This is a genomic window from Mesorhizobium shangrilense (assembly GCF_028826155.1).
GTDB classification, from domain to species: domain Bacteria; phylum Pseudomonadota; class Alphaproteobacteria; order Rhizobiales; family Rhizobiaceae; genus Arvimicrobium; species Arvimicrobium flavum.
The window spans coordinates 22,207-42,294 of the sequence record NZ_JAQGPN010000002.1 but is presented as its reverse complement, the minus strand read 5'-3'; the positions used below and the strand labels follow the sequence as shown (position 1 = coordinate 42,294).

The window sequence follows — 20,088 nt, the reverse complement described above, 5'->3', positions numbered from 1 at the left end:
TCCCAGACGATGCTTCAACTGCTGCCGAAGGGCGATGCTCGACTGGAAACACGCCAGACATCGTTTGGTCGAAACGCATGTCGGCAGGCGCGGCGTGCGCGACGAGCACACCTATCAACACTGCGCTACGTCCCCGCGGAGTTCGCCGTCCCCCTTGTCGAAGAAGGAGTTTTCCGCGCCGCGCTGCTCACTGCGCGCACATCAGCAACGCGCCGCATTTTTGCACCGGATGGCGGAGCGGGAAAGAGGCATGAATCGCTCCGAGCTTGCCGCGATGTTGCGCGAACGGGCTGCGGAGCATCAAACAGACGCAGATGTGATCGAACGCATCCCGGAAAGCAGGGGGTGACGGTAGCAGACAATGGCGCGATCGAAAAAAAGACGACGGAACCGGAGTCGCCCACTGAGTCACCCGGGGATGTCGAGAGACGGGACGCCAACCATCCGATGATCGGCAAAGGGGCTTCGGCGGGCGGCATAGCCGCACTCCAGAGATTCTTCCCCGAGGTTCCTGCCGACAGTGGATTCGCATATGTGGTGATCCAGCATCTGGACGCCGAACACGATACGAAATCGCATCGCATTCTGACGGGCGCAGGGCGTCCGCACGCACGAATGCAATAAGATCATTACTGGCATTCAGGCGCGCCGGTAGACCGCGACTTTTCGCCTTCGCTCGTCTCTGAATCCAGGCCCGTCGCCGTAAACGGATCCTCCACCCTCTCCCTCCTTTCGACGGTTGACGCGAAGCGCCTGCACCCGACCCGCACAAAGGAAGAGCCGCCATCAGCTTAATTGGCCCGTTCGGCTGACCAACACCCCGCCACGCCATCAAACTCGTCTGAACCAGCTACGCCTGCGCAAAAACCCAGTCCGTTCACCGCGAGCGCGACACAGACACGATCATCACGGCGCCTGCGACAACGACCCGGCATTGCTGCGCCAACAACGGCGATCTGCGCCACCCCCGGCTCCAAGCGACTCTGCGAGAAAACCCCCGCTTTCATGGGACCGATCCTCGGTTTGGGATCTGGCCTTTCGATCAACCCGTGAAGGGTCCGCTACGCAAGCGTGCGGCCGTGCGCTGAAACGCTTCGGTGATCGCGTCCCGCCCCAAACAACTCGGGTCCCGTCAAGCGGGGAATGGTTCCCCGCCCAGAATGGGAGCCGGAAGATGTCACAGAACCTCGCCCTGGCGCAGCAGTACGCCTACACGCTCGCCCTCACGCTGATGACCTGCGTCACGCTCTTTCGCAGTGAACTGGGGTTCAGCGTCGTGACGTCGGACGAGTTCGACGGCGATCCCGCCAGCGTCATCTGCGAATACGATCCGTACGCCTGATGGCCCCTCTACCGGCTGCGCCCCGGGCGCAGCCGGGCCCTTTCGCCCCAACCGCCCGACACAAAGGAGACCGTCATGTCGCTCTGCTATTTCGTCTACGAGCCGGCCACCGGCAACCACGGCGAGGAAATCCCGGCCTTCACCATCTATCTCGACGGCGAAGCCATCGCCTTCACCAACCCGCGCCAGTCGCGCGAAGAACAACACGGCGTCGCGATGCTGTTCCTCGCCGCCCATCTCCTCCTCGTCCAGTCGGCCGAACAGGACACCGGCTGATCATCGCCGGCGCTGGCGCGCCCCGCCGGCGTCAAGAGTGAGAGGAAAAGTCCGTTCATCGGATGACGTATGCGAGCCGAGAGAGTATAACGGCAAAGCTTCTACATCTGTACGGCTCTCTCCTTCCCGCATCACCGTTGTTGCTTTTCGCCTGTCGTGATTCAACAAGGGAGAATTTCGATGCACACGCTGAAAGCCGCCGCCATTGCTGCGATTGCCGCCGGGTTGTTCATTGCGGCCCAGCCCGCTTACGCCATCACCGGCAGCGAGTACACCGCCCGAACCCCAACTGAGCAAACCGCCTACAGCATCGGCATTGCCGATATGGCCGCCCAGCTGTTCATCCGCATGGGCGATCCTGAACGCGCCGACTGCATTATCCGTTGGCTCGAGACAGCTGACAGCGTCAAAGACGTCGATTTCGCCATGCAGAAAAACCCCAACATACAAGCCGCTGCGGTGATGGAGGCGCTGATGAAAAAGCGCTGTGGCGAATACAAATAGCGGCTACATACCGAATTTAGGCACCCCGCGCGGTGCTCCCGCAGCCGGGGCCTCTCTTTCCACGCTCGTACCTGTCAGATCGATCGCGTCGTCCGCCGGCGCCGCGTGCGCTTGCTTCGCGATTCCGTCGTCGCGCGTAGCGGTCTGCTTCTCCGACAACAGCTCCGCCGCGTCGCGTTTCGCGCGCATCTCTTTCACCGTTTCGGGCACGCTTTCCTCGTAATCCCGCTCTGCCTCTTCCAACTCGTCCTGCGTCATCTCTCCGCCCGCGACCCTGGCCTTCAGCTCTTCGCGGTACGCGTCCCACTCCGCCAGCGCCGCCTTCTCCGCCACAAGGGCCCCTCGCTCATCTCCGACCGCCTTCCAGCGTTCCGAGCTATATCCAGCCCTGAGCTCATCCCCCCGCTCCTCCAGCAACCTCTCCGCTTCTGCCTCCGGCAGCTTCTCCCCATCTTCGGTAAAGATCGATTTCCCGTCCTCGCTGAGGAACACGGCCCGGCCGTCCGGCAGCTTCACCGCACGCTCGACCATCGCCAGCCGCTCCTGCTCCAGCTCGGCCAGGCGCTTGTCGATCTTCGCCATCGCCAGACGCGACGCCTCCGCGTCCTCGTCGAAGCGCGCGATCATCCGCATCTGCGTCTCGTGATAGACGGCGGCCATCAGGAACACGATGTCCTCGGCGTCCTGACCCTCCTCGCGCCGGCGTCTCTCGTCATCCCGGCGACGGATATTGTCCGCCTCGTTCTTCTGCACCGCGTAGGACCGCGTCGTCGCCTGGCGCGCCACCAGCGTCGCCAGCGCCTGCGGCGACAGCGCCTTGACATTGAACTCGTCGAAAATCGTCAGCGCCATCCCATACCCCCCGATATGTATAAGGCCGTCAGGATATGTTATAACAACAGCAATATTACGTCAAATATACCGAAAAAAGCTCTCTACCAAAGCTTAATGAATATAAGTTACACTCATAATACATGAGAAGTATTACCAAAATTGTTGTTTTAGCAACCGTGGCGGCGGCTCTCCTTCTCGCCGCCCCGGCCCGCGCCGCCTGCACCGCCCCGGCCGGCGACGCCGGCATGATCGCCTTCGGCGCCGACACCGCCGTCCTCGCATATTGCAACGGCAGCCAGTGGGTCGGTTTTCCGCGCCACGGCGGCACCGCGCCGGTCTGCACGACCATCAGCCCCTGGACAGCGCGCGCGGCCGCGCAGCAGAACCTCTGGACCGGCGTCGCCTACGGCAACGGCGTCTTCGTCGCCGTCGCCGAGGACGGCACCCACCAGATCATGACCTCCGCCGACGGCGGCAAAACCTGGACACCGCGTCTCGCGCCCGAAAACCGCAACTGGGCCGCCATCACCTACGCCAACGGCCAGTTCATCGTCGCCGCCAACGCCAGCAACCGCATGCTGCGCTCCCCCGACGGCATCAACTGGACCGTCTTCACCGGCAGCAACCCCAACGGGGCGTATTCGCTCACCTACGGCAACGGCGCCTATGTCGGCGTCACCCGCGAGCCGACCAACAACATCACCCGCTCGACCGACGGCATCACCTGGACGACCCATTCGTCGCCCGAGGCCAACGACTGGTTCGGCATCGCCTTCGGCAACGGCGTCTTCGCTGCCGTCACCACCACCGGCACCAACCAGGTCATGACCTCCCCGGACGGCATCACCTGGACGCCCCACGCGGTGACCGCCAAGCAGTGGCAGGGCATCGCCTTCGGCAACAACACTTTCGTCGCCGTCGCGCCCAACGGCCCCAACAACGTCATGACCTCGCCGGACGGCGCCACCTGGACGCCGCGCGTCGTACCGGGCGGCGGCTGGGACAGGATCACCTTCGGCAACGGCCTGTTCGTCGCCACCGACACCGGCTCCACCGCCACCATGTATTCGGCCGACGGCATCAGCTGGACCACCCGGACCGGCACCGAAGCCAATGACTGGAAAAGCCTCGCCTATGGCGGGGGCTCGTTCGTCGCCCTCGCGCGCACCGGCACCAACCGCGTCATGACCGCGCTGTGTCTCGGCCCCGGCTGCAGCAACCCGACCCGCGAAGCAGGGCACGTCCTCTACAATGGCGATCACCGCGTCCTGCAATGGTGCGACGGCGCCACCTGGCACGCCGCCGGTCCGGTCGATCCCGGCGGCCCCAACACCGGCTGCACCAATCCCACCAGAGACGCAGGCTACACCCTCTTCAACGACGCTCACTGCCAGCTGCAGTATTGCGACGGCACCGTCTGGCGCGGCGTTGGTTCCTCCAGCCCCTGCGCCTGCGCTTCAGGCACATGGACCGCCCACGCCACCCCCAGCCATTGGTGGACCGGCATCGCCTACGGCAACGGCACTTTCGTCGCCGTCGCCGACGACGGCCACGTCATGACCTCGCCCGATGGCATCATTTGGACCCTCCGCACGATCGAAGCCGGCTCCTGGAACGCCGTCACCTTCGGCAATGGTCAGTTCGTCGCCATCGCCTACCAGCACAACCGCGTCGCCACTTCGCCCGACGGCATCACCTGGACCGGCCATACGATCCCCGAGGCCAGCGGCTGGTCCTCCGTCACCTACGGCAACGGCATCTACGTCGCCGTCGCCCATGACGGCACCAACCGCACCATGCGCTCGACCGACGGCGTCACCTGGACCGCCCACCCGGCGGCCGAGGCCAACGACTGGTTTGCCGTCGCTTACGGCAACGGCGTCTTTGCCGCCGTCACCACCACCGGCACCAACCAGGTCATGACCTCGCCGGACGGCATCACCTGGACCGCCCGCGCCGCCTCCCACGCGCGCCAATGGCAGGGCATCGCCTTCGGCAACAACACCTTCGTCGCCGTCGCCCCCAACAGCACCGACCGCGCCATGACCTCACCAGACGGCATCACCTGGACGGCACAGACGCCGCCAGCGGCCAACGGCTGGGACACCATCAGCTTCGGCGGCGGCCAGTTCATCGCCGTCGATTCCGGCACCACGGCGGTCATCAAATCGCCCGACGGCATCACCTGGACGCCGATGACCGGCACCGAGGCCAACGCATGGGAGGCCATCGGTTACGGCGACAACACCTTCGTCGGCGTCGCCCGCAGCGGCACCAACCGCGTCATGCGGGCCAAGTGCGTCGCACCCTAGATCTCTCTCATTTTTTTGAGAAGGCAGGGTCCGCCAGCGGCCCGCCCACCAACCTCGCCGACTTTACATGCAATCATGCAAGCATGATTGCATTGTCGTCCACCTTCTATGCCTGCATTTGATCGTTAGGTATTGGCGGGTTGTTCATCGCCTGACACACCTCACCCTGTACGCGTTGGTCTTACTATTGACGTCCTGATTGCCGCCGGAAAATTGCTGGGTCCACACAAGGTTATTATTTTGCTCACTCGAAGACCAATAATAAGCGTTCTGGAAATCGGTGATATTCCCTGCTGCGTCGATCGTGTCCCGAACAGACCAAAGATAATATGCTTCCACTCGCGAGGGCAGATACCAATCGCTATGCCCGCCCGTTGCTAAATCCTTGCACAGTTTAAAAGCCGGAAAGGTCGTGCTGTTCGCCACCTGATTGGTGTTGGCTCGCCCGTCATCGACGGAATCCGTTGCAATGTCGTTCGCGCCGACCGTCGTCTTCCATTGGCTGGTCGTGCCCTGATCCGTCGTTGCGATGAATAAATTTTCATGGGTAATCGGGTGCCAGCCGGCGAAGACTGTGCCGTCGGCGCAGAGGTCGCCGATACTGACGCAGCCGGGCGGACCGGAGAGATTTTGCTCAAAAGGGACCCACGCTGACCCATTGCAGAATTCCCAGGCATCGGTCGAGGAGGTGAAGCGCAGCGCGCCATCCTGGGCGGCGCCGCAGGCAAGCGTCCCTTTGCCGATGATGGCCTCGCCGGCGACATGCAGCGGGGCCTGCGGGCTGGGCGTTCCGACGCCGACAGTCCCGGCGAAGTAGTTCGGATTGGCCGAGATCTGGTAGATGCCGTAGCGCGTCAGATCGGCGTCGTCGAGGTTGATGTAGACACCGTATGCGGTGCCGCCCGCGGCGGAGGCGTTGTCGTCGTCGACGACGACGCCGTAGCCGGTGTCGGTGTTGAACAGACGCAGCTGGGACGTAACGCCGAACGCCTTTTGCGCGGTGGCGTCGTTGCCGGTCCGCACGTTGGCGCTAATGCCGTAGGCCTCGTGCGCGGCGCCGGTGGCGCCGGCGTTGGCCGTCGCCGTCAGCGCGGAGACGCCGAGATAGCTGGCCGAGTTGCCCGTGCTGTAGGCCAGGAACTGGGCGTTTTCGCCCCAGCCGGTCGAGCCGGCCGCAAAGCCCTTGGTTACGTCGAACGCGGCTGTCGGGGCGAGGTTGCCGACGCCGACCGATCCGGTGGACATGAAGCGGATTTGCGACTGCCAGGTGGCGCCGTTGCAGCGAAGGATGTCGGCGACGCCGGAGGTTTCGGGACCGCCGCTGAGCCGGATATGGTCGAGCTGTCCGGCGACGCAGGCGTCGCCAGGCAGCGTTTCCTGCCCCGCCGCCGGCAGCGCCGCCACCAACGCGATAATCGACACCGCCACTGCGAGAAAGCCACGCACATTACTCATGGTGGCTCTCCGCACCGTCGGCAGCCGGATCCAGCCGGCCCGGGCCGACATCGGTAATCGCCCCGCCGTAGCCAATACTATCCCGCACCTGCAGACCGATCGCGTCAATGCGCGCGACCTCGCGCCCGTCGATCATGAACCGGAACGCCTTCGCCTCCTGGTCTTCGACGATCTCGACGCTCCCCGGCTTGCCGCCATCAGCAGCCATGCCAGCAGCACCCTCCCCCCACCCGGCCCGCGGCAGAGTCAAACAGATGCCCAGTAACCCGAAAAGAAACAAACGACGCATGCGCAATACCCCTCAAAAACATTCTAAAGCATAAACCCCCTATGATCATCTTACCTCGAAAAGCGGCGAATATTCCAGTAATTACAACGAGAAATACGAAAACCTTGCGAAAACAGCCCTATTTTCGATAATATCCGCGTAGATATACATACGACGACTTAGGGAGCGGACATGAAAAGCCCGGCAGACATCTTCCTCCGGAAGGTCCACAGCAAAAACACCGACGCGGCCACCGGCGTCACCCGCGAAATCTGGACGCAAGCCGGCCAGTACCATCGCGAAGACGGTCCCGCCTACATCGAACATGACCGCAACGGCGTCGTTCTCTATGAGAGCTGGTATCGCCATGGGGATCGCCATCGCGAAGGCGCTCCCGCCTTCCTCCTGCGCGACGCGACCACCGGCGTCGTCACCACCGAAGGCTGGTACGCCAACGGCGTCCTGCACCGCACCGACGGCGGCCCCGCCGCGATCGTCCGCGATCCCAACGGCACCACCACCTATCAAGCTTGGGCCGAGGCCGGCCAGTTTCACCGCAAGGACGCTCCGGCCAAGATCCTGACCCGATCCGACGGCGAGCTCCTGTCGGAGCAGTGGTTCACGCGCGGCCATCTCGACAAGGTCACCAACAGCCCGTCGAAACCGCCCGCTATCAACGGACCTGCGCCATGAGCCTGCTCATCGCCATATTCGAAAGCCTGTGCCCGCAATGGCGCACGACCGTCAAGGATCCCGAAACGGGGATGATTTACGACACATGGACAAAAGCCGGCCGATTGCACCGCGACGACGCACCGGCCAAAATCACTTGGCACGCCCCCAAAAAGGGCTCCCTCCCTCTCACCGTGGAATGGTATCGCCGCGGCCAACGTCACCGCGCCGACGGCCCCGCCATCATACAGTGGAACCCCAGCACAGAGGCGATCATCGACGAACGCTGGTACAAGAACGACCGGCTCCACCGCGACGACGGTCCTGCTCACACCTTGCGCGACGCAGCCGGGCGAACCCTTTCTGAGCTATGGCTCCGTCACGGCCAGATTCACCGCGACGGCGGACCGGCCTTCACCGTTCACGAGCCAGCGCTCGGCAGCGTCTCGCGCATGGTCTGGTACCAGAACGACCGCGTCCACCGCGACGGCGGCCCGGCCATCATCCACCAAAACCCAGCCACCGGCGAGACCGATGAACATTACTACCAATATGGCGCGCCGGCTCCGAACTGGGCCACGATCGGAAAAGGCAAACCCGCGCCACCCGGGCCCGCGCCATGATCCTCAAGGCTGTTTTCGACAGGCTCTTCCCCCACGATCCGCGAATTGCCGAAATCAAGAAACTCCTCGACCAGGCCATCGCCTCTCTCGATGAAGCCGAAAAGGGGCCGAAGCCCCCGAAGCCGACCACCCCCCGGCCAGCGCCCTGACTACGGCTTCAGCTGCGGCGCCGTCGCCGGGCTGCGTCCCGGCGGCGGCGACTGCGCCGGTCCCCGGCTAGCGCCGCCCGCCTCGCTCTCATTGCCCACCAACCGGTTATAGGCGTGGTCGTGCACCACCCGCATCAGCGCCGTCGCCCGCTCCGACCCGGCCACCTCGTCGGCCATTTCGAAACCGACCCGAAACACCGTCTCGGCCAGCAGCCCCCAGTCGGCAGCGCGACCGTCCTCGCGATCGAACAGGTCGATCATGAACTTGCGCACGATCGGCGCAGCCCCGTCGGCATCCGTCGGCCGCGGCGCCTTGGCCGGATAGCTCCGCCGCCGTTTCATCCGGCCCCCCTGCCGGCGTCTGCCTCGTCACCGCCCTTGCGTCTCACCCGCCCCGGCGGCTTTACCTCGATCTCCAGCTGATGCGCCCGCGCCAGCGCCCGGATCTGCTCCAGCGCCTCGCGCTTGCGTACCTTGTCACGCTGGCTCAACAGCGCTGCGCACTCATCCGCCAGCTCGCGCAACTGCTCGTCGCTCAATCCATCCACCTGCGGCAGACCGCCCCGCGCAAACTCCCCGCTCAGGGCGCTAGCCCCATTCTCCGCTGCAACATTCCCCGACATGAAAATCCTTTCTGTAACATTGCAACTATAGCAAGAATATATTACGGCGGTATTACCTAATATTAGCAAAGTCTGATCTGCATAATGCAATGAACGATAATTGCAAAACGCATAAAGCAGGGAAAATGTAGGCTGTTAATAAAGTGTACGCCGAAAATAAACTTAAGCGTTGCTTAAATCACGTCCGGTACAATGCAAGTATAACTGACGATCATCAGGGGGGATTGCATGACCGAGAACACGCCGAGTTGCGCCGACAAGATAAACAACGAGCGCCTGCAGGAACTGCGCAATCGCAACATCCCATTCGACCCGACACAAATCGCCGACGCGCGCGATCATATGGAACAGGCGGCGCTCGACCTACTCGACAAGCACCCCGACACACAGCGCCTGGTCAACGAATTCCTGACCCGGCTCCAGGAGCCGGATCTCGACGGGGCCAAACTCGTCTATGCCACCAACAACCTACTCGACCTCGGCGCACCTGAAATCCGGCAGCGCACCGACAGTCCCGAAGTCCAGAACCTGGCGATGATGAAGCACACGCTTGCCGCCGCCCACGACGTGCATCCCGCCGCGCATGACTGGGTCGAAGACACCGTCGGCCGCGCCCTCGACGTGACCCCGGCACTCAACATGGTGCTCAGCCGCTTCAGCCCCTGCTAGCTCACTCGCACACGAGCTGATCCAGTGCCCGCGCACCCGCCGCCGGCGCCGCACAACCGCGCTGCCTGACCGCCTCGAGCAGCGTCTGATTGTCGAAATCGTCCATCCCGACCGTGGCCTGGTGACCGCCGTTTTCGATGAAGACGACGCCCGACTCGAAATCGAACAAGTATTTCAACGGGCCCATGCGCAGCTCGCTCTGACCGCGGCCCACCACCGGCGCATCGATCGTCGCCTTGACCGCATCGACCCATTGCTGCTTGGCATGATTCATCACCCCGATCCCGGCGCTCGCCAGCGTCGCAAAAGTCACTGCCAGCCACGTCACGGCACCTACATTCACAATCCCCTCATAGTTCAGCCTTTGTCCCATCACGCCCTCCTGCGTCACTCCTCTATTGATAAAACTAACCCACCCGCGGCCGCAGCAATCCAGGCCGCGCCCCAGACGTCGCGGGCGCCGCCAACGCCGCCCGCGCCATCTCAACCGTCCCGCCTTCCTCGCCATTCGGCAGCCTGATCCCGCCCAAAACCTTCAGGTCGTCCGGCAACTCCCTAATCTGCGTTCCCCGGAGATCCAGCGACCGCGCCGACAAGCCGCTCGGCAGCTTCATCACCTTGGTGCAAGCCAGAACCAACCGACCGCCGACGCGCAGCCCTTCGGGCAGCGCCGCGACATCGGTCCCCCACAGATTCAGATCGCCGCCGACCTGCAGGTCATCCGGCAAAGCCGTGATCTCCGTCCCCCTCAAATCCGCCGCCCCGCCGATCCTCAGCCCGCGCGGCAACGCAGCGATCGCCGTTCCCTCCAGACTCAACCATTCCGCCGACAAATGCGCCGGCAGCTCGCGGACCGCACTCCGTCTCAGATCAATACCGCCGCTGACGATCAGCCCCCGCGGCAGCCGCTTAATCGCCGATCCGCCCAGATACAAATTGCCGTCCACCCGCAGATCCTCGGGCAGCGCGTCGATCTTCGTGTCATGCAACCAGAGCCCGCCTTTCCCGACATGCAACCCCCGCGGCAACGCCGATAGCGAATGCAGTTCGTGAGTCAGCGCGTCCTGGACAAACCCGCACCGCGCCGCCGCCGCCGTCACCTGCAACTGCCACTGTCTAACAAAGCTCCGCACCATCGGCAGATACCGGGCAACTGGCGCCACGTTCTGCTTGCCCAGACACTGCACCAGGCTGTTCTCCGCCGGATCCACCTCCAGCGTCACATGCGACAGGCCCTTGGCGTCACGCAGCGAATAGATGAGCTTGTATTGCGTTTCCACGCCTCGATCATAGCCGCCCCCACCAGCACAACTGCCCATCGCAGCGCTCTCACGATCAAGCGCCGCCGGCGTCAGCAGCTGGACGATCCGGTAGCCATTCGCAAAGGTCTGCACCGTCGCCTCGCCCTCGCCGTCAACATAAGGCGCGGCCGCCGCGTTGAAGGCAAACCGCCGCATGGCCTTATCCGCCTCCGCTTCGGCCTGCGCCAGCGACCCGATCTTCAGGAGCTTCCTCGGCCGGCCCTGCGCATCCACATCGCGCAGCCACGCCTCGTCGTGAGCCATCGCCGTCATGATCCAGCACGCAACACGGCCAACCCGGTCCGCCAGCCTGGCGTCGGGACGAAAACGATGCACCCCCACCCCGGCCTTCAACTGCTCGACCAGCCAGGTCGGCGCATCGACGGGCAATGACCTCAACGGAACCAGCCCGTCAGGCCCCTTGCGCAACGGGCGCTCCAGACAAGTGACGAGCAGCTCCGTCAGGGCGGCATCGCCGTCACAACATTGCAGAAGAAAAGATCTTATAGAACCGTCATCAAATACGTTGTAACCCACGCAATATTTCTGCCAGGCCGCAATGTCGGCAAGTCCGGCACCCGCAAGATACAAGTATTACGGAAAGACAGCAAACTTTTATTCTATCAGTCGCGCCCGGATCAATGAACGGTCGCGCGGCTGACAGCCCAGCACGTCACCAACCGACCGCCTTCGTCGACACAGGCCAGGCCCGCCAAGGCCCACAACCCGACCTCGTTCACCCGAGGATCTTCCAGATCCTCGGCGCCTTTCTCCCCTGTCCTTGTCTTCTCCCGATCCTTCTCCATCCGCCCTCCCTTTCCCCTTCCCCACATCATGCCCGAACGCCGCCCCTCCACCAGCAGAATTGCCCCGACACACCCCGGCATGCCTTCCCCCATTTCTTCCCTTAGCTCCCCCTTCAAGGGCAGGAGTCCGGCTCCGACCGGCGTCTCTTGACCTGCGCCCTGTTCTGGCCTGTTGGAACTTTCCATATTCGGTTGAAAGGCTTATGCCCGCCGCAACCGTAGGTTCATCTTTTTCTAACCTCTGCGTGCTAGTTTCACGATAGGGGGGGTTTCAAGATGTGCGCGGACTCGCCGCGCCATCTTGGCAAGGGGCCTCCGTAGCCGGCCCCGTTGCATCCCCGCAGGGCGCCCCGCCCAGCCCGTCGAGGGCAGGGGCAGGCGCCGGCAGCGTATCCCGCTGCACCGGACCAGGGGAGCATTCGCGCTCCCCATGGACCCCATCGACCAGAGCCGGGAGATTTGCCTCTCCCATCTGGACCGACCCATGCACCAGCCCTGCCCGGGCTGGACGCGGGCCAAGGGCCTCCGAGCCCTTTGGATACCTGGTCAGGGGATGGCGCTCCCCTGAACCTTCGCCCGTTGCCTGGCCCTTCGCGCGCGTATCTCTCTGTCTTTCTGGTGGCCCCTGCTGCGCTCCCGCCCTCTTGCACAGATGGCACTGGCGCGTGGCAGGGGCCACCAGACCCACCGCCCGACCAAGGAGGGGACATGACGAGCGGCACGGACACACGGCAACGCAGCATTTCGCTCTCGGCCCGCTTCAGCGACGAGGAAGCCGCGCTGGTGCGCGACAACGCCGACCAGGCCGGCGTCTCCGTCGCCTCGCTGATCCGCATGGCGCTGCTCGACGAACCCAGGGCGCGGGCGACCCGCCGGCCGGCGGCCGACACCACGCTTGTCGCCCGGCTGATCCGCGACCTCGGCCCCGTCGCTGACCAGCTGCGCCTCATCGCAGCCCACCCCGACGCCAAGCATCCCGACGATGCCCGCCTGTCCGCCGCCCTCGATCACCTCGCCGACATGAGCTTCCTCTGCCTGCAGGCGATGGGCCGCACCCCCCGGCCAGTCCGGCCCGCGCCTCAGCCCGTCGTTCTTGCCGAACCGCTCGTCGCCATCTGGCAACCGGCCGCCAACCCGCCCGAGGCCTGGCCCGAACCGACCGCGCCAACCGACGCGTCGATGCCGGCCGCGTCAACCGACACACCCAGCCCCAACCGGATGGCCTCGCCATGATCCTCAAAGGCTCACAGCGCACCGGCGCCACCGACCTTGCCGCCCATCTGATGAACGGCGTCGACAACGAAGACGTGTCGATCGCCGAGCTGCGCGGCACCACCGCGGCCGACCTGTTCGGGGCGTTCGCCGAATATGAAGCGACGGCGGCCGGCACCCGCTGCAAGGAGCCGTTCTACAGCCTGTCGATCAACCCGCCCGTGCGCGTCGACCGGGCCGCCTATTTCGCCGCCATCGAGCGCATCGAGCAGACGCTCAAGCTGTCCGGGCAGCCGCGTGCCGTCATCTTCCACGTCAAGGACGGCCGCGAGCACTGCCATGTCGTCTGGTCTCGCATCTATGCCGACGGCGACCGCCTCAAGTCGGTTCACATGAGCCACGACCATGCCAAGCTGACCGACCTATCGGTGCAGTTCTTCCGCGAGCTCGAGGTTCCCCTGCCCTTCGGCCTCCAGGCGTGGGCGGCCAAGAATCCGGACCGCCACACCCGTCCCGGGCAGGACTACACCCGCGCCGAAAAGATCCAGTCGGAAGCGACCGGCATGACCGTCAAGGAACGCCGCCAGATCCTGACCGAGGCGTTCCGCGGCTCCGACACGGCCGACGCCTTCCGCGCCGCGCTCGAGGCGGCCGGCTTCACGCTGGCGATCGGCGACAAGCGCGCCTTCGTCGTGCTCGACGACAACGCCGAGATCTTCAGCCTGGCCCGCCAGATCGACGGGGCCAGCAGCCGCGACGTCAAGGCCAAACTGACCAGCCTCGCCGGCGTCCCCGACGTGCAGAAAGCCAAAGCCATCCTCAAGGAACGCGCCGCCGTCCGCCTTGCCCGTCTCCACCAGCAGGCCGAAACCGACGCCGCCCGACTGCGCGCCGCAACCGACAAGCGCCGTCGCAAACACGCCCTGATGCTGCTTCTCGCCCGCCTCAAACAGGAGCTGCGGAACATCGAGGAGCGGCTCGCCCTCAAGGCCAGGCACAAGGCCGAATTCGAACACCTAATGCGGCTCCGCGACCGACCCTTACGCCGCATGCTGCGACGCCTTCCCGCCGTTGCCGCCATCATCCGCTACTACGAACGCCAGACCGACCTCGATCTCCTGCGCCGCCAGCGCGAGGAAGCCGAGGCGCTCCGCCGCCAGCAGGAACTCCGCGCCTGCCGCGACGACATCACCGACGCCTACCGCAGAAAACTCGAGCAGCGCGAAGACCGCGCCCAGGCCTTCCGGACGATGAGCCGAGCCATGCGCATGGCGGCTGTCGCCAACCGCGCCGCCCTGGCGGCCGGGCACATGACGCCCGACGACATTACCGACCTCGTCAACCCCGACCGGCTCAACCCCCGCGAATGGTATCGTCACTGCCGCCAGAACGGCCACGACATCACCGACCAGCACACGCCGGCCGTCAAATCCAACCACGACACCCGCGGCCACAAACGACAGGCTTTCACAGTCAACGCAACCGACATCGTCACCCGCCGGGAAAGCCCGAACGCGGCCCGCGACACGCGCGCGCCGCAACTCAGCGCGACCCACCACAGCGCCGTCGACCTGATCCGCAACGCCAAACTGACGATGCCCCGCGACGCCGCGCCCGTCGAGCCGCCGCCGTCCGACCCGCAAGACCCCAGCCGCCCGACGAAACGACCGAACAGCTGAACAACCGACAACCAGAGAGGACAGACCATGCCACGCAAGAAGACAACCGACGCCGCCGCCGACAAAAAACCGACGACCGCGCCCGCGCCAAAAACCAAGAAACAGCCCGCGCTGCTTGCCTACTACGTCCCCGACCGCGAAAAGCCGTACTGGACCAAGATCGGCGCGGCCTTCAGCCACGAGGACGGCAAGGGCATGACGCTCGACCTCGAACTGCTGCCGGCCAGCGGCGGCCGCATCGTGCTGCGCGAGCCGAAGGCGGAAACCGACAACGACAAATAGAACACCCGTTCGCGTCACCCAGGAAAAACTAGGCCACTTCAACAAGATAACATGCAGCGCACATAAAGTTTGCGTTGCATCGGGTCAATGAATTACATTGCGAGTATGGATGGTTATAGAAAAGGCGCAGAATAAGCAGGCGATTCATGGATGTAAAAACCAAATTTAATCTTGTCTCCATCGGGCTCATGGTCGGAATCGTTGCCGCTGTCTGGAATCCGCTCTGGGTCGATCCACAGGGCACCATCGACACAGCCACCCAGCATGGCCTCACCGACGTCCAGCCCCGCGGCTATTCCTGGTTCGGCTGCAACGCCGGCGACATGTGGAGAACCAAATTCACCGCCAAAACCGAGCAGGGCAAGGAGGTTTCCGGCACCATGTGCAGAACTTTCCATCTCCCGCCATCACTGCGCCTCGACCCAACGCCCGCTCGCTGATCTCCCATAGATCAAGCGCCTCACGCACAAAACCACCCCGCCTTGTCGGCACGACATTTGGCGACGTCATCGCTGGTGCGACACCCCACTCCGACCTGATCGGCACGCCCCTGCTCTCCCGACCGGAGGCTGATGAACGCAGGCAAGACCTGCGCCTCGCGCTCGACCAAGACAGTTGCGGTGTCGCGACCTGCCGCAAAGTGCGCCCTTTCTCTCACCGGCTCCGAAGCCGTTGCCCGGACCCCGTCCGGCACATCGAATACCATTACCGCCGCCACGCGACCGCGCGCCCATCGCCTATGTTCAGCACGACGCTCAGGACCATCCCGCCACATTCCTTCACCGCCGACTGCCTTGCCGCGTTGCCCCCGATGTCAGAACAGCCACCGCTCATTCCCCGTTTGTTTGTCGATGAACAGGCACCAGCGACAGCATCGCTGCCTCAAAACTATGGCGGATCATGCCGCAGACCGGCCGCAAGCGGCCTCCGCTCCTTGGCCCTCAATGACGGTTCGATTTTTTTTGGCAGGCGCGTGCCGCGCCGCTTCACCACAAAAAAAAATCGCCCTTCGTCATCCTCCACTGCGTTGCGGGCGAGTGAGGGCCGGAGCGGCCTGCTGCAACCGATCGCCATAGAGGCTGCGATGGTCGCGGTCCCTGAACAAACAAAGGAGAATGACAATGGCTAACATCGGCACTTTCGCAAAGGCAGAAGACGGCGTTTTCAGCGGCGCGATCAAGACCCTGGCGCTGAACACCAAGGCGAAGTTCGTCCCCATCGAGGCGACCGCCAACGGCCCCGACTACCGCGTCTACGCGGGCAACGTCGAAATCGGCGCCGCCTGGAAGCGCACCTCGCAGCAGGACCGCCCCTACGTCTCGGTCAAGCTGGACGACCCGAGCCTCCCGGCTCCCATCTACGCCACCCTGGTCGAAGACGAGCAGGACCAGCACAATCTCATCTGGAGCCGCTCGCAGCCCAAGTGAGATCCCGCTGACCCACCGCCCCGCCTTGTCGGCGGGGCGGTTTCTTTTTTGCTTTCCGCATCGCTCTTCTCCGCCGACATACGCACGCGCCGGCACAGCCGGAACAATGTTGCCGAAAACCTGCACAATCTTTCCGTCGCCGCAGAACAACGCGACCACCATGCCGCCTCAGCGCCGGTCCGCTCTGTCACCGCGCCATTCTCCCCGGTTTTTCCTCTCCTTGAACCTGCACGCCATCGACGCCTTCACCCTTGCCGATCATGCGGCAGGCCGGCCAAGGCCTCCGTTCCTCCATCCCGCAATGACCCGTCGATTTTTTCCGGCAGGCGCGTGCCGCGCCGCACCACCACGGAAAAAATCGCCGTCGGTCATCCTCCACTGACGTTGCGGGCCTTCGGCTGCGGGCCGGATCGGCCTGCCGCAAACAATCGGCAAGGAGGCTGCGATGGCCGCAGTCTCAAAACAAAAACCAAGGAGAATGACATGGCTTGCGACGAACGCTTCACCGGCACGGAACACCCGGCCTACTGGTCAGACGTCGATGCGGCGCTGACGCGCCTGTTCGGCATCGACACCGCCGACGGGCTGCCTGACGAAGCCCTCTACGACTGATCGCCGAACGGCCCGGGTCAAACCGGGCCGTTCTTTTTTTGCGCTCAGAACGGCAGCTCCTCGTCGTCCTCCCATTCGCCGGGCTGAAGAAAGGAATGACTGCCGTCACGCAGCTTCGCCTGCTCGCCGCGCAGTTCATCCACGACAAGATGCCGGACGTAGTCCCGCGCGGCGCGGCGGTCGGCGGCGCTACCAAGATCAACTTCGAGCCGTCCGACCGGTAAGCCGCGCGCCTGCAGCGCGCTGACACAGCCGAGAAATCCCGCCAGCCGCGCCTCGTGCGACCGCAGATGAACGCTGGCGACGACACGCGCGTCGCCCGCCGGCTCCGGCATCGCCGCCGCCCACGCTTTCAGCTGCGGCAGGAACCGCTCGACCTGCGCGCGGCGCCTGGCCTTCGCCGCCGCCCCGGCGGCCTCTTCCGCTGCCCATCGTGCAGCGTCTCGGGCGGCCTCCTCGACCGTCGCCTCCGGAAACACCAGCGCAAAATCGAGGCCCTCATGCAACGTCGTCCGCCAGAAATCACGCGCGCCGGCACGATTGCTCCGGGCCCGCAACTGAGTCACGGCCTCGGCGGTCTCGTCGTCGACCTCTACCTTATACACGGGCATCGTCGCTCTCCCTCCCCGACCCCGGATGCCAACCCCAGTGCAGCCACGCCAGGCGATCCGTCAGACTGCGGCGCACGATGTCGCGCACATGCTGGCGCGCCAGCCGCAGATCATCGCGCTCGCTCATGTCGATCGACACGTCGACAGCCTCCGGATCGGCGCCATAACGCAGACGGCGCGCCTTCTCGAGCCAGACCGCGACGACGGCCAAGTCGGCCGCCACCGACACATCCAGACGCATATCGACAAAGCGCGGCTCACGCTTTCGACGCTCGCCCGGGCGACGGCCCAAAAACACATCCACCGCCCACGCGAGGTCAGCGCCCAGCTTCTGCTCGCGTGCGGCGCGCCGCTCGGCTTCGGCGGCCCGCACCTCCGCCTCGGTCGGCATGCGATCGTCATCATCCAACTCAGGCGGCTCGCGCGTCAGCCGGTCGATGCCGTCCCACAACACCGCCCGCCAGCGTTCAGCCTCGCTCCACTCCGGATGCGCGGCGAACAGCGCCTCGAGCTCGGCCGCGACGTCGTCGTCGACCTCTATTTCCAATACTCCCACCACCCGACCTCCTCGCGGTAGTCCGGATCCGGCATGTACTCGCTGCGCTTGAACGCCCGGTCGTAGTTCAGCTTCTTCAGGAGCAGCGGCGTCCTGCCCGAGCGCAAGATCAGCTGGCGGCCATCGTCGATCGACAGCGCCTCACCCAGCTCCTCCTCCTCGATCAGGTTGACCATGGTGCGGAACGTCTTGCCGTCCCGCACCTCCTCCACCGCCCGGCGCCCAAGCATCCTGGCGACCTCACGGGCCGTCTCGGTGTCGTTGACGCCGAACACCTGCACCGCCCCGGCATTGGCGAAAAAGCTCTGCCAGTTTTGCGGATAGAGCTCCTTCAGCTGGCTGATATTCTGCAGCATCGGCCACAGCCGCAGATTGTAACCGGCAAGCGCCCCCGACGCCTTGACCAGCGAGTCCAGACGGCCGAGCGCATAGAACTCGTCCATCAGCATGAGGATCGGAGTCTCGCTGCGGCCGCCCCGCGGCACCGCGCTCAAGGTCATGTTGACGAACATGCGCAGAAAGCGGCCATGGATCTTCAGCATCTCGGGCGGCAACACCAGATAGACCGACGTCGGCCGCTTCTTGAGGTCACCCATCACAAAGCTCGACCGCGTCAGCACCTGCCGCATAGCCGGCGCGTCGAGCCACGCGGTATGACGCAGGACCGTGGTCATCATCCCACCCAGCTCCTGATTGCCGGCCGACCGCACGAGCGTCGCCGCATTGCGCGGCATACCCCCCGCGGCGGTGCTGTCCATCATCCGCTTGAACATCTCGGCACGCCTGTCATCGGGCTGCACCAAACCCGCCCGGACATCCATCAAGGTCGGATTGTTGAACGTCTCGAGCACGAAGGCGATCACCCCGCCAATGATGATGCGCGCCGATTCCTCGAAATGCTTGGTGTTGCTGCCGCCCTCCCGCTCCGGCTCCACCAGCGCCTCGGCAAGCAGCTCGATGTCCTCGTTGGCGGTCAGGCTGTCGATATCGATATCCGCAAGCGGATTGAAGCCCGCGCCTTCGACGTCTTTGACGATGCCGAACGGGTCGACGACATGAACGTCCTGACCCAGCCAGTGCGTCAGGCGTCCTCCGCCTTGACCTCTGGCCAACGCGGTGACCGCAGCATTCGTGCCCTTCGGATCGATGATCAACGCCGACCCCGGCCACATCAGAAGATTGGGCATGATGGCGCTTCGCCCCTTGCCGCTACGCGACGAGGCGATGGTCAGAACGCCGCGCGGATCGCTGCTGCCAATCCGCGAGCGGTCATACATCGACCGGCCCAGAAACACGTCGCCCGGCTTATAGAGATCGTCCCATTCGTCGAGCAATCCGCCGAACGCCGCCGAACCGCCCTTGCCGAATTTTTCCGACCGACTCCACAGCCGCGACGTCTTGCTGCTTTCGGCCATCATCATCTTGAAGTCGTCGCTCTCCGACCAGTCGACCAGACGCGACACCAGCCAAAAACCCGGGACGCCCAGGACGACCGCCACCCATACGGGGGTGCCGCCGAAGACACTGTTGCGGTCGCCAAGAAACGGAAACCAGTCGGCGACGAAGATGGTGTCATCGGTCGGAAAATAAGGACCGAACAGGCCGCGCAACGCCAGTCCGAATGCCGCTGCAACGACGCCGGCGACAAGCAAAATAATGCCGTTACGCATCAGGCCGACCAGTAAAAAGCCCGCTACGAAACGGCCAACAACTGTCGGAACCCCACGCGCCAAAGAAGCCCCCCTTGCTCACGGATTTCTCATCATACGCGTTGCTTTGGCTCTTGTAACCACCGCCGAACGGAGGCACCTTACCCGTGACGTCAGGAGCGGGTAGCGAGATATGTTTTTGCTAGCAAAAACTCTCTCGCCACGG

The 20,088-nt window shown here is 64.4% G+C and carries 25 protein-coding genes; 15 read left to right on the top strand and 10 right to left on the bottom strand.

Features of this window, described 5'->3' with window-relative positions:
• Positions 1-154: 154 nt before the first annotated feature.
• From PD284_RS23510 to PD284_RS23490, 5 genes are all read left to right on the top strand, one after another.
• Positions 155-349: a hypothetical protein gene (locus PD284_RS23510; RefSeq protein WP_274630788.1), complete on the top strand. Its 195-nt coding sequence runs from the start codon at positions 155-157 to the stop codon at positions 347-349.
• A complete protein-coding gene (locus PD284_RS23505) occupies positions 346-624 on the top strand; it encodes a chemotaxis protein CheB (protein WP_274630787.1) in 279 nt (92 codons plus the stop codon). The genes PD284_RS23510 and PD284_RS23505 overlap by 4 nt, the downstream gene beginning before the upstream one ends.
• 550 nt (positions 625-1,174) lie before the next feature.
• Complete coding sequence (locus PD284_RS23500; protein ID WP_274630786.1) at positions 1,175-1,342, top strand: hypothetical protein; 168 nt, start codon at positions 1,175-1,177, stop codon at positions 1,340-1,342.
• Between the two features lie 75 nt (positions 1,343-1,417).
• A complete protein-coding gene (locus PD284_RS23495; RefSeq protein ID WP_274630785.1) occupies positions 1,418-1,618 on the top strand; it encodes a hypothetical protein in 201 nt (66 codons plus the stop codon).
• A gap of 180 nt (positions 1,619-1,798) precedes the next feature.
• Entirely contained in the window at positions 1,799-2,122 is a 324-nt protein-coding gene (locus tag PD284_RS23490; RefSeq protein WP_274630784.1) for a hypothetical protein, read from the top strand.
• A 3-nt stretch (positions 2,123-2,125) separates the two neighbouring features.
• On the opposite strand, the gene PD284_RS23485 is transcribed toward PD284_RS23490, so the two are convergent.
• The gene (locus PD284_RS23485; RefSeq protein WP_274630783.1) at positions 2,126-2,974 is read right to left on the bottom strand and encodes a hypothetical protein; all 849 of its coding nucleotides are present in this window, start codon (positions 2,972-2,974) and stop codon (positions 2,126-2,128) included.
• A gap of 158 nt (positions 2,975-3,132) precedes the next feature.
• Here PD284_RS23485 and PD284_RS23480 point away from each other — a divergent pair, with 158 nt between their 5' ends.
• Positions 3,133-5,268, top strand: coding sequence for a sialidase family protein (locus PD284_RS23480; protein ID WP_274630782.1), 2,136 nt, complete (start codon positions 3,133-3,135; stop codon positions 5,266-5,268).
• Positions 5,269-5,412: 144 nt separating this feature from the next.
• On the opposite strand, the gene PD284_RS23475 is transcribed toward PD284_RS23480, so the two are convergent.
• Positions 5,413-6,723 (bottom strand): Lcl C-terminal domain-containing protein, encoded by a 1,311-nt coding sequence (locus PD284_RS23475; protein ID WP_274630781.1) that lies wholly within the window; start codon positions 6,721-6,723, stop codon positions 5,413-5,415.
• The gene (locus PD284_RS23470; protein ID WP_274630780.1) at positions 6,716-6,931 is read right to left on the bottom strand and encodes a hypothetical protein; all 216 of its coding nucleotides are present in this window, start codon (positions 6,929-6,931) and stop codon (positions 6,716-6,718) included. The genes PD284_RS23475 and PD284_RS23470 overlap by 8 nt, the downstream gene beginning before the upstream one ends.
• Positions 6,932-7,183: 252 nt before the next feature.
• Between PD284_RS23470 and PD284_RS23465 the strand changes: the two genes are divergently transcribed.
• Both PD284_RS23465 and PD284_RS23460 read left to right on the top strand, forming a co-directional pair.
• The gene (locus tag PD284_RS23465) at positions 7,184-7,684 is read left to right on the top strand and encodes a hypothetical protein (protein ID WP_274630779.1); all 501 of its coding nucleotides are present in this window, start codon (positions 7,184-7,186) and stop codon (positions 7,682-7,684) included.
• Positions 7,681-8,286, top strand: coding sequence for a hypothetical protein (locus PD284_RS23460; protein WP_274630778.1), 606 nt, complete (start codon positions 7,681-7,683; stop codon positions 8,284-8,286). The genes PD284_RS23465 and PD284_RS23460 overlap by 4 nt, the downstream gene beginning before the upstream one ends.
• Positions 8,287-8,435: 149 nt before the next feature.
• On the opposite strand, the gene PD284_RS23455 is transcribed toward PD284_RS23460, so the two are convergent.
• Together PD284_RS23455 and PD284_RS23450 are read right to left on the bottom strand one after the other, a co-directional pair.
• On the bottom strand, positions 8,436-8,777 hold the full coding sequence (locus PD284_RS23455; protein WP_274630777.1) for a hypothetical protein: 342 nt from the start codon (positions 8,775-8,777) through the stop codon (positions 8,436-8,438).
• A complete protein-coding gene (locus tag PD284_RS23450) occupies positions 8,774-9,058 on the bottom strand; it encodes a hypothetical protein (protein ID WP_274630776.1) in 285 nt (94 codons plus the stop codon). Before PD284_RS23450 ends, PD284_RS23455 begins: the two co-directional genes overlap by 4 nt.
• Before the next feature lie 228 nt (positions 9,059-9,286).
• Here PD284_RS23450 and PD284_RS23445 point away from each other — a divergent pair, with 228 nt between their 5' ends.
• Positions 9,287-9,727 (top strand): hypothetical protein, encoded by a 441-nt coding sequence (locus PD284_RS23445; protein WP_274630775.1) that lies wholly within the window; start codon positions 9,287-9,289, stop codon positions 9,725-9,727.
• 1 nt (position 9,728) lies between these two features.
• Here PD284_RS23445 and PD284_RS23440 read toward each other — a convergent pair whose 3' ends face one another.
• Both PD284_RS23440 and PD284_RS23435 read right to left on the bottom strand, forming a co-directional pair.
• Positions 9,729-10,100, bottom strand: coding sequence for a hypothetical protein (locus tag PD284_RS23440; RefSeq protein WP_274630774.1), 372 nt, complete (start codon positions 10,098-10,100; stop codon positions 9,729-9,731).
• A gap of 34 nt (positions 10,101-10,134) precedes the next feature.
• Positions 10,135-11,565: a leucine-rich repeat domain-containing protein gene (locus tag PD284_RS23435; protein ID WP_274630773.1), complete on the bottom strand. Its 1,431-nt coding sequence runs from the start codon at positions 11,563-11,565 to the stop codon at positions 10,135-10,137.
• Positions 11,566-12,542: 977 nt separating this feature from the next.
• On the opposite strand from PD284_RS23435, the gene PD284_RS23430 reads away from it, so the two are divergent.
• The 6 genes from PD284_RS23430 to PD284_RS23405 all read left to right on the top strand — a co-directional run bounded on the left by PD284_RS23430 (position 12,543) and on the right by PD284_RS23405 (position 17,046).
• A complete protein-coding gene (locus PD284_RS23430) occupies positions 12,543-13,067 on the top strand; it encodes a plasmid mobilization protein (protein ID WP_274630772.1) in 525 nt (174 codons plus the stop codon).
• Positions 13,064-14,725, top strand: coding sequence for a relaxase/mobilization nuclease domain-containing protein (locus tag PD284_RS23425; RefSeq protein ID WP_274630771.1), 1,662 nt, complete (start codon positions 13,064-13,066; stop codon positions 14,723-14,725). Before PD284_RS23430 ends, PD284_RS23425 begins: the two co-directional genes overlap by 4 nt.
• A gap of 27 nt (positions 14,726-14,752) precedes the next feature.
• Complete coding sequence (locus tag PD284_RS23420) at positions 14,753-15,007, top strand: hypothetical protein (protein ID WP_274630770.1); 255 nt, start codon at positions 14,753-14,755, stop codon at positions 15,005-15,007.
• A 146-nt stretch (positions 15,008-15,153) separates the two neighbouring features.
• A complete protein-coding gene (locus PD284_RS23415) occupies positions 15,154-15,447 on the top strand; it encodes a hypothetical protein (RefSeq protein WP_274630769.1) in 294 nt (97 codons plus the stop codon).
• 681 nt (positions 15,448-16,128) lie between these two features.
• On the top strand, positions 16,129-16,434 hold the full coding sequence (locus PD284_RS23410) for a DUF736 domain-containing protein (RefSeq protein ID WP_274630768.1): 306 nt from the start codon (positions 16,129-16,131) through the stop codon (positions 16,432-16,434).
• Between the two features lie 483 nt (positions 16,435-16,917).
• On the top strand, positions 16,918-17,046 hold the full coding sequence (locus tag PD284_RS23405) for a hypothetical protein (RefSeq protein WP_274630767.1): 129 nt from the start codon (positions 16,918-16,920) through the stop codon (positions 17,044-17,046).
• A 44-nt stretch (positions 17,047-17,090) separates the two neighbouring features.
• Here the strand turns inward: PD284_RS23405 and PD284_RS23400 are convergent, their stop codons facing one another.
• From PD284_RS23400 to PD284_RS23390, 3 genes are read right to left on the bottom strand one after another with little or no spacing between them, the layout of a single operon-like run.
• On the bottom strand, positions 17,091-17,657 hold the full coding sequence (locus tag PD284_RS23400; RefSeq protein WP_274630766.1) for a hypothetical protein: 567 nt from the start codon (positions 17,655-17,657) through the stop codon (positions 17,091-17,093).
• A complete protein-coding gene (locus PD284_RS23395; RefSeq protein WP_274630765.1) occupies positions 17,644-18,213 on the bottom strand; it encodes a hypothetical protein in 570 nt (189 codons plus the stop codon). Before PD284_RS23395 ends, PD284_RS23400 begins: the two co-directional genes overlap by 14 nt.
• Positions 18,195-19,883: a type IV secretory system conjugative DNA transfer family protein gene (locus tag PD284_RS23390; protein WP_274630764.1), complete on the bottom strand. Its 1,689-nt coding sequence runs from the start codon at positions 19,881-19,883 to the stop codon at positions 18,195-18,197. The genes PD284_RS23395 and PD284_RS23390 overlap by 19 nt, the downstream gene beginning before the upstream one ends.
• Positions 19,884-20,088: the final 205 nt, after the last annotated feature.

Bases quoted from the DNA above. Each gene is read 5' to 3' on its own strand.
- PD284_RS23470 (WP_274630780.1), bottom strand. From the start codon at position 6,931: ATGGCTGCTGATGGCGGCAAGCCGGGGAGCGTCGAGATCGTCGAAGAC.
- PD284_RS23410 (WP_274630768.1), top strand. From the start codon at position 16,129: ATGGCTAACATCGGCACTTTCGCAAAGGCAGAAGACGGCGTTTTCAGC.
- PD284_RS23415 (WP_274630769.1), top strand. From the start codon at position 15,154: ATGGATGTAAAAACCAAATTTAATCTTGTCTCCATCGGGCTCATGGTC.
- PD284_RS23445 (WP_274630775.1), top strand. From the start codon at position 9,287: ATGACCGAGAACACGCCGAGTTGCGCCGACAAGATAAACAACGAGCGC.
- PD284_RS23450 (WP_274630776.1), bottom strand. From the start codon at position 9,058: ATGTCGGGGAATGTTGCAGCGGAGAATGGGGCTAGCGCCCTGAGCGGG.
- PD284_RS23460 (WP_274630778.1), top strand. From the start codon at position 7,681: ATGAGCCTGCTCATCGCCATATTCGAAAGCCTGTGCCCGCAATGGCGC.
- PD284_RS23400 (WP_274630766.1), bottom strand. From the start codon at position 17,657: ATGCCCGTGTATAAGGTAGAGGTCGACGACGAGACCGCCGAGGCCGTG.
- PD284_RS23390 (WP_274630764.1), bottom strand. From the start codon at position 19,883: ATGCGTAACGGCATTATTTTGCTTGTCGCCGGCGTCGTTGCAGCGGCA.
- PD284_RS23420 (WP_274630770.1), top strand. From the start codon at position 14,753: ATGCCACGCAAGAAGACAACCGACGCCGCCGCCGACAAAAAACCGACG.
- PD284_RS23490 (WP_274630784.1), top strand. From the start codon at position 1,799: ATGCACACGCTGAAAGCCGCCGCCATTGCTGCGATTGCCGCCGGGTTG.
- PD284_RS23485 (WP_274630783.1), bottom strand. From the start codon at position 2,974: ATGGCGCTGACGATTTTCGACGAGTTCAATGTCAAGGCGCTGTCGCCG.
- PD284_RS23495 (WP_274630785.1), top strand. From the start codon at position 1,418: ATGTCGCTCTGCTATTTCGTCTACGAGCCGGCCACCGGCAACCACGGC.
- PD284_RS23425 (WP_274630771.1), top strand. From the start codon at position 13,064: ATGATCCTCAAAGGCTCACAGCGCACCGGCGCCACCGACCTTGCCGCC.
- PD284_RS23440 (WP_274630774.1), bottom strand. From the start codon at position 10,100: ATGGGACAAAGGCTGAACTATGAGGGGATTGTGAATGTAGGTGCCGTG.
- PD284_RS23475 (WP_274630781.1), bottom strand. From the start codon at position 6,723: ATGAGTAATGTGCGTGGCTTTCTCGCAGTGGCGGTGTCGATTATCGCG.
- PD284_RS23405 (WP_274630767.1), top strand. From the start codon at position 16,918: ATGGCTTGCGACGAACGCTTCACCGGCACGGAACACCCGGCCTACTGG.
- PD284_RS23455 (WP_274630777.1), bottom strand. From the start codon at position 8,777: ATGAAACGGCGGCGGAGCTATCCGGCCAAGGCGCCGCGGCCGACGGAT.
- PD284_RS23465 (WP_274630779.1), top strand. From the start codon at position 7,184: ATGAAAAGCCCGGCAGACATCTTCCTCCGGAAGGTCCACAGCAAAAAC.
- PD284_RS23500 (WP_274630786.1), top strand. From the start codon at position 1,175: ATGTCACAGAACCTCGCCCTGGCGCAGCAGTACGCCTACACGCTCGCC.
- PD284_RS23430 (WP_274630772.1), top strand. From the start codon at position 12,543: ATGACGAGCGGCACGGACACACGGCAACGCAGCATTTCGCTCTCGGCC.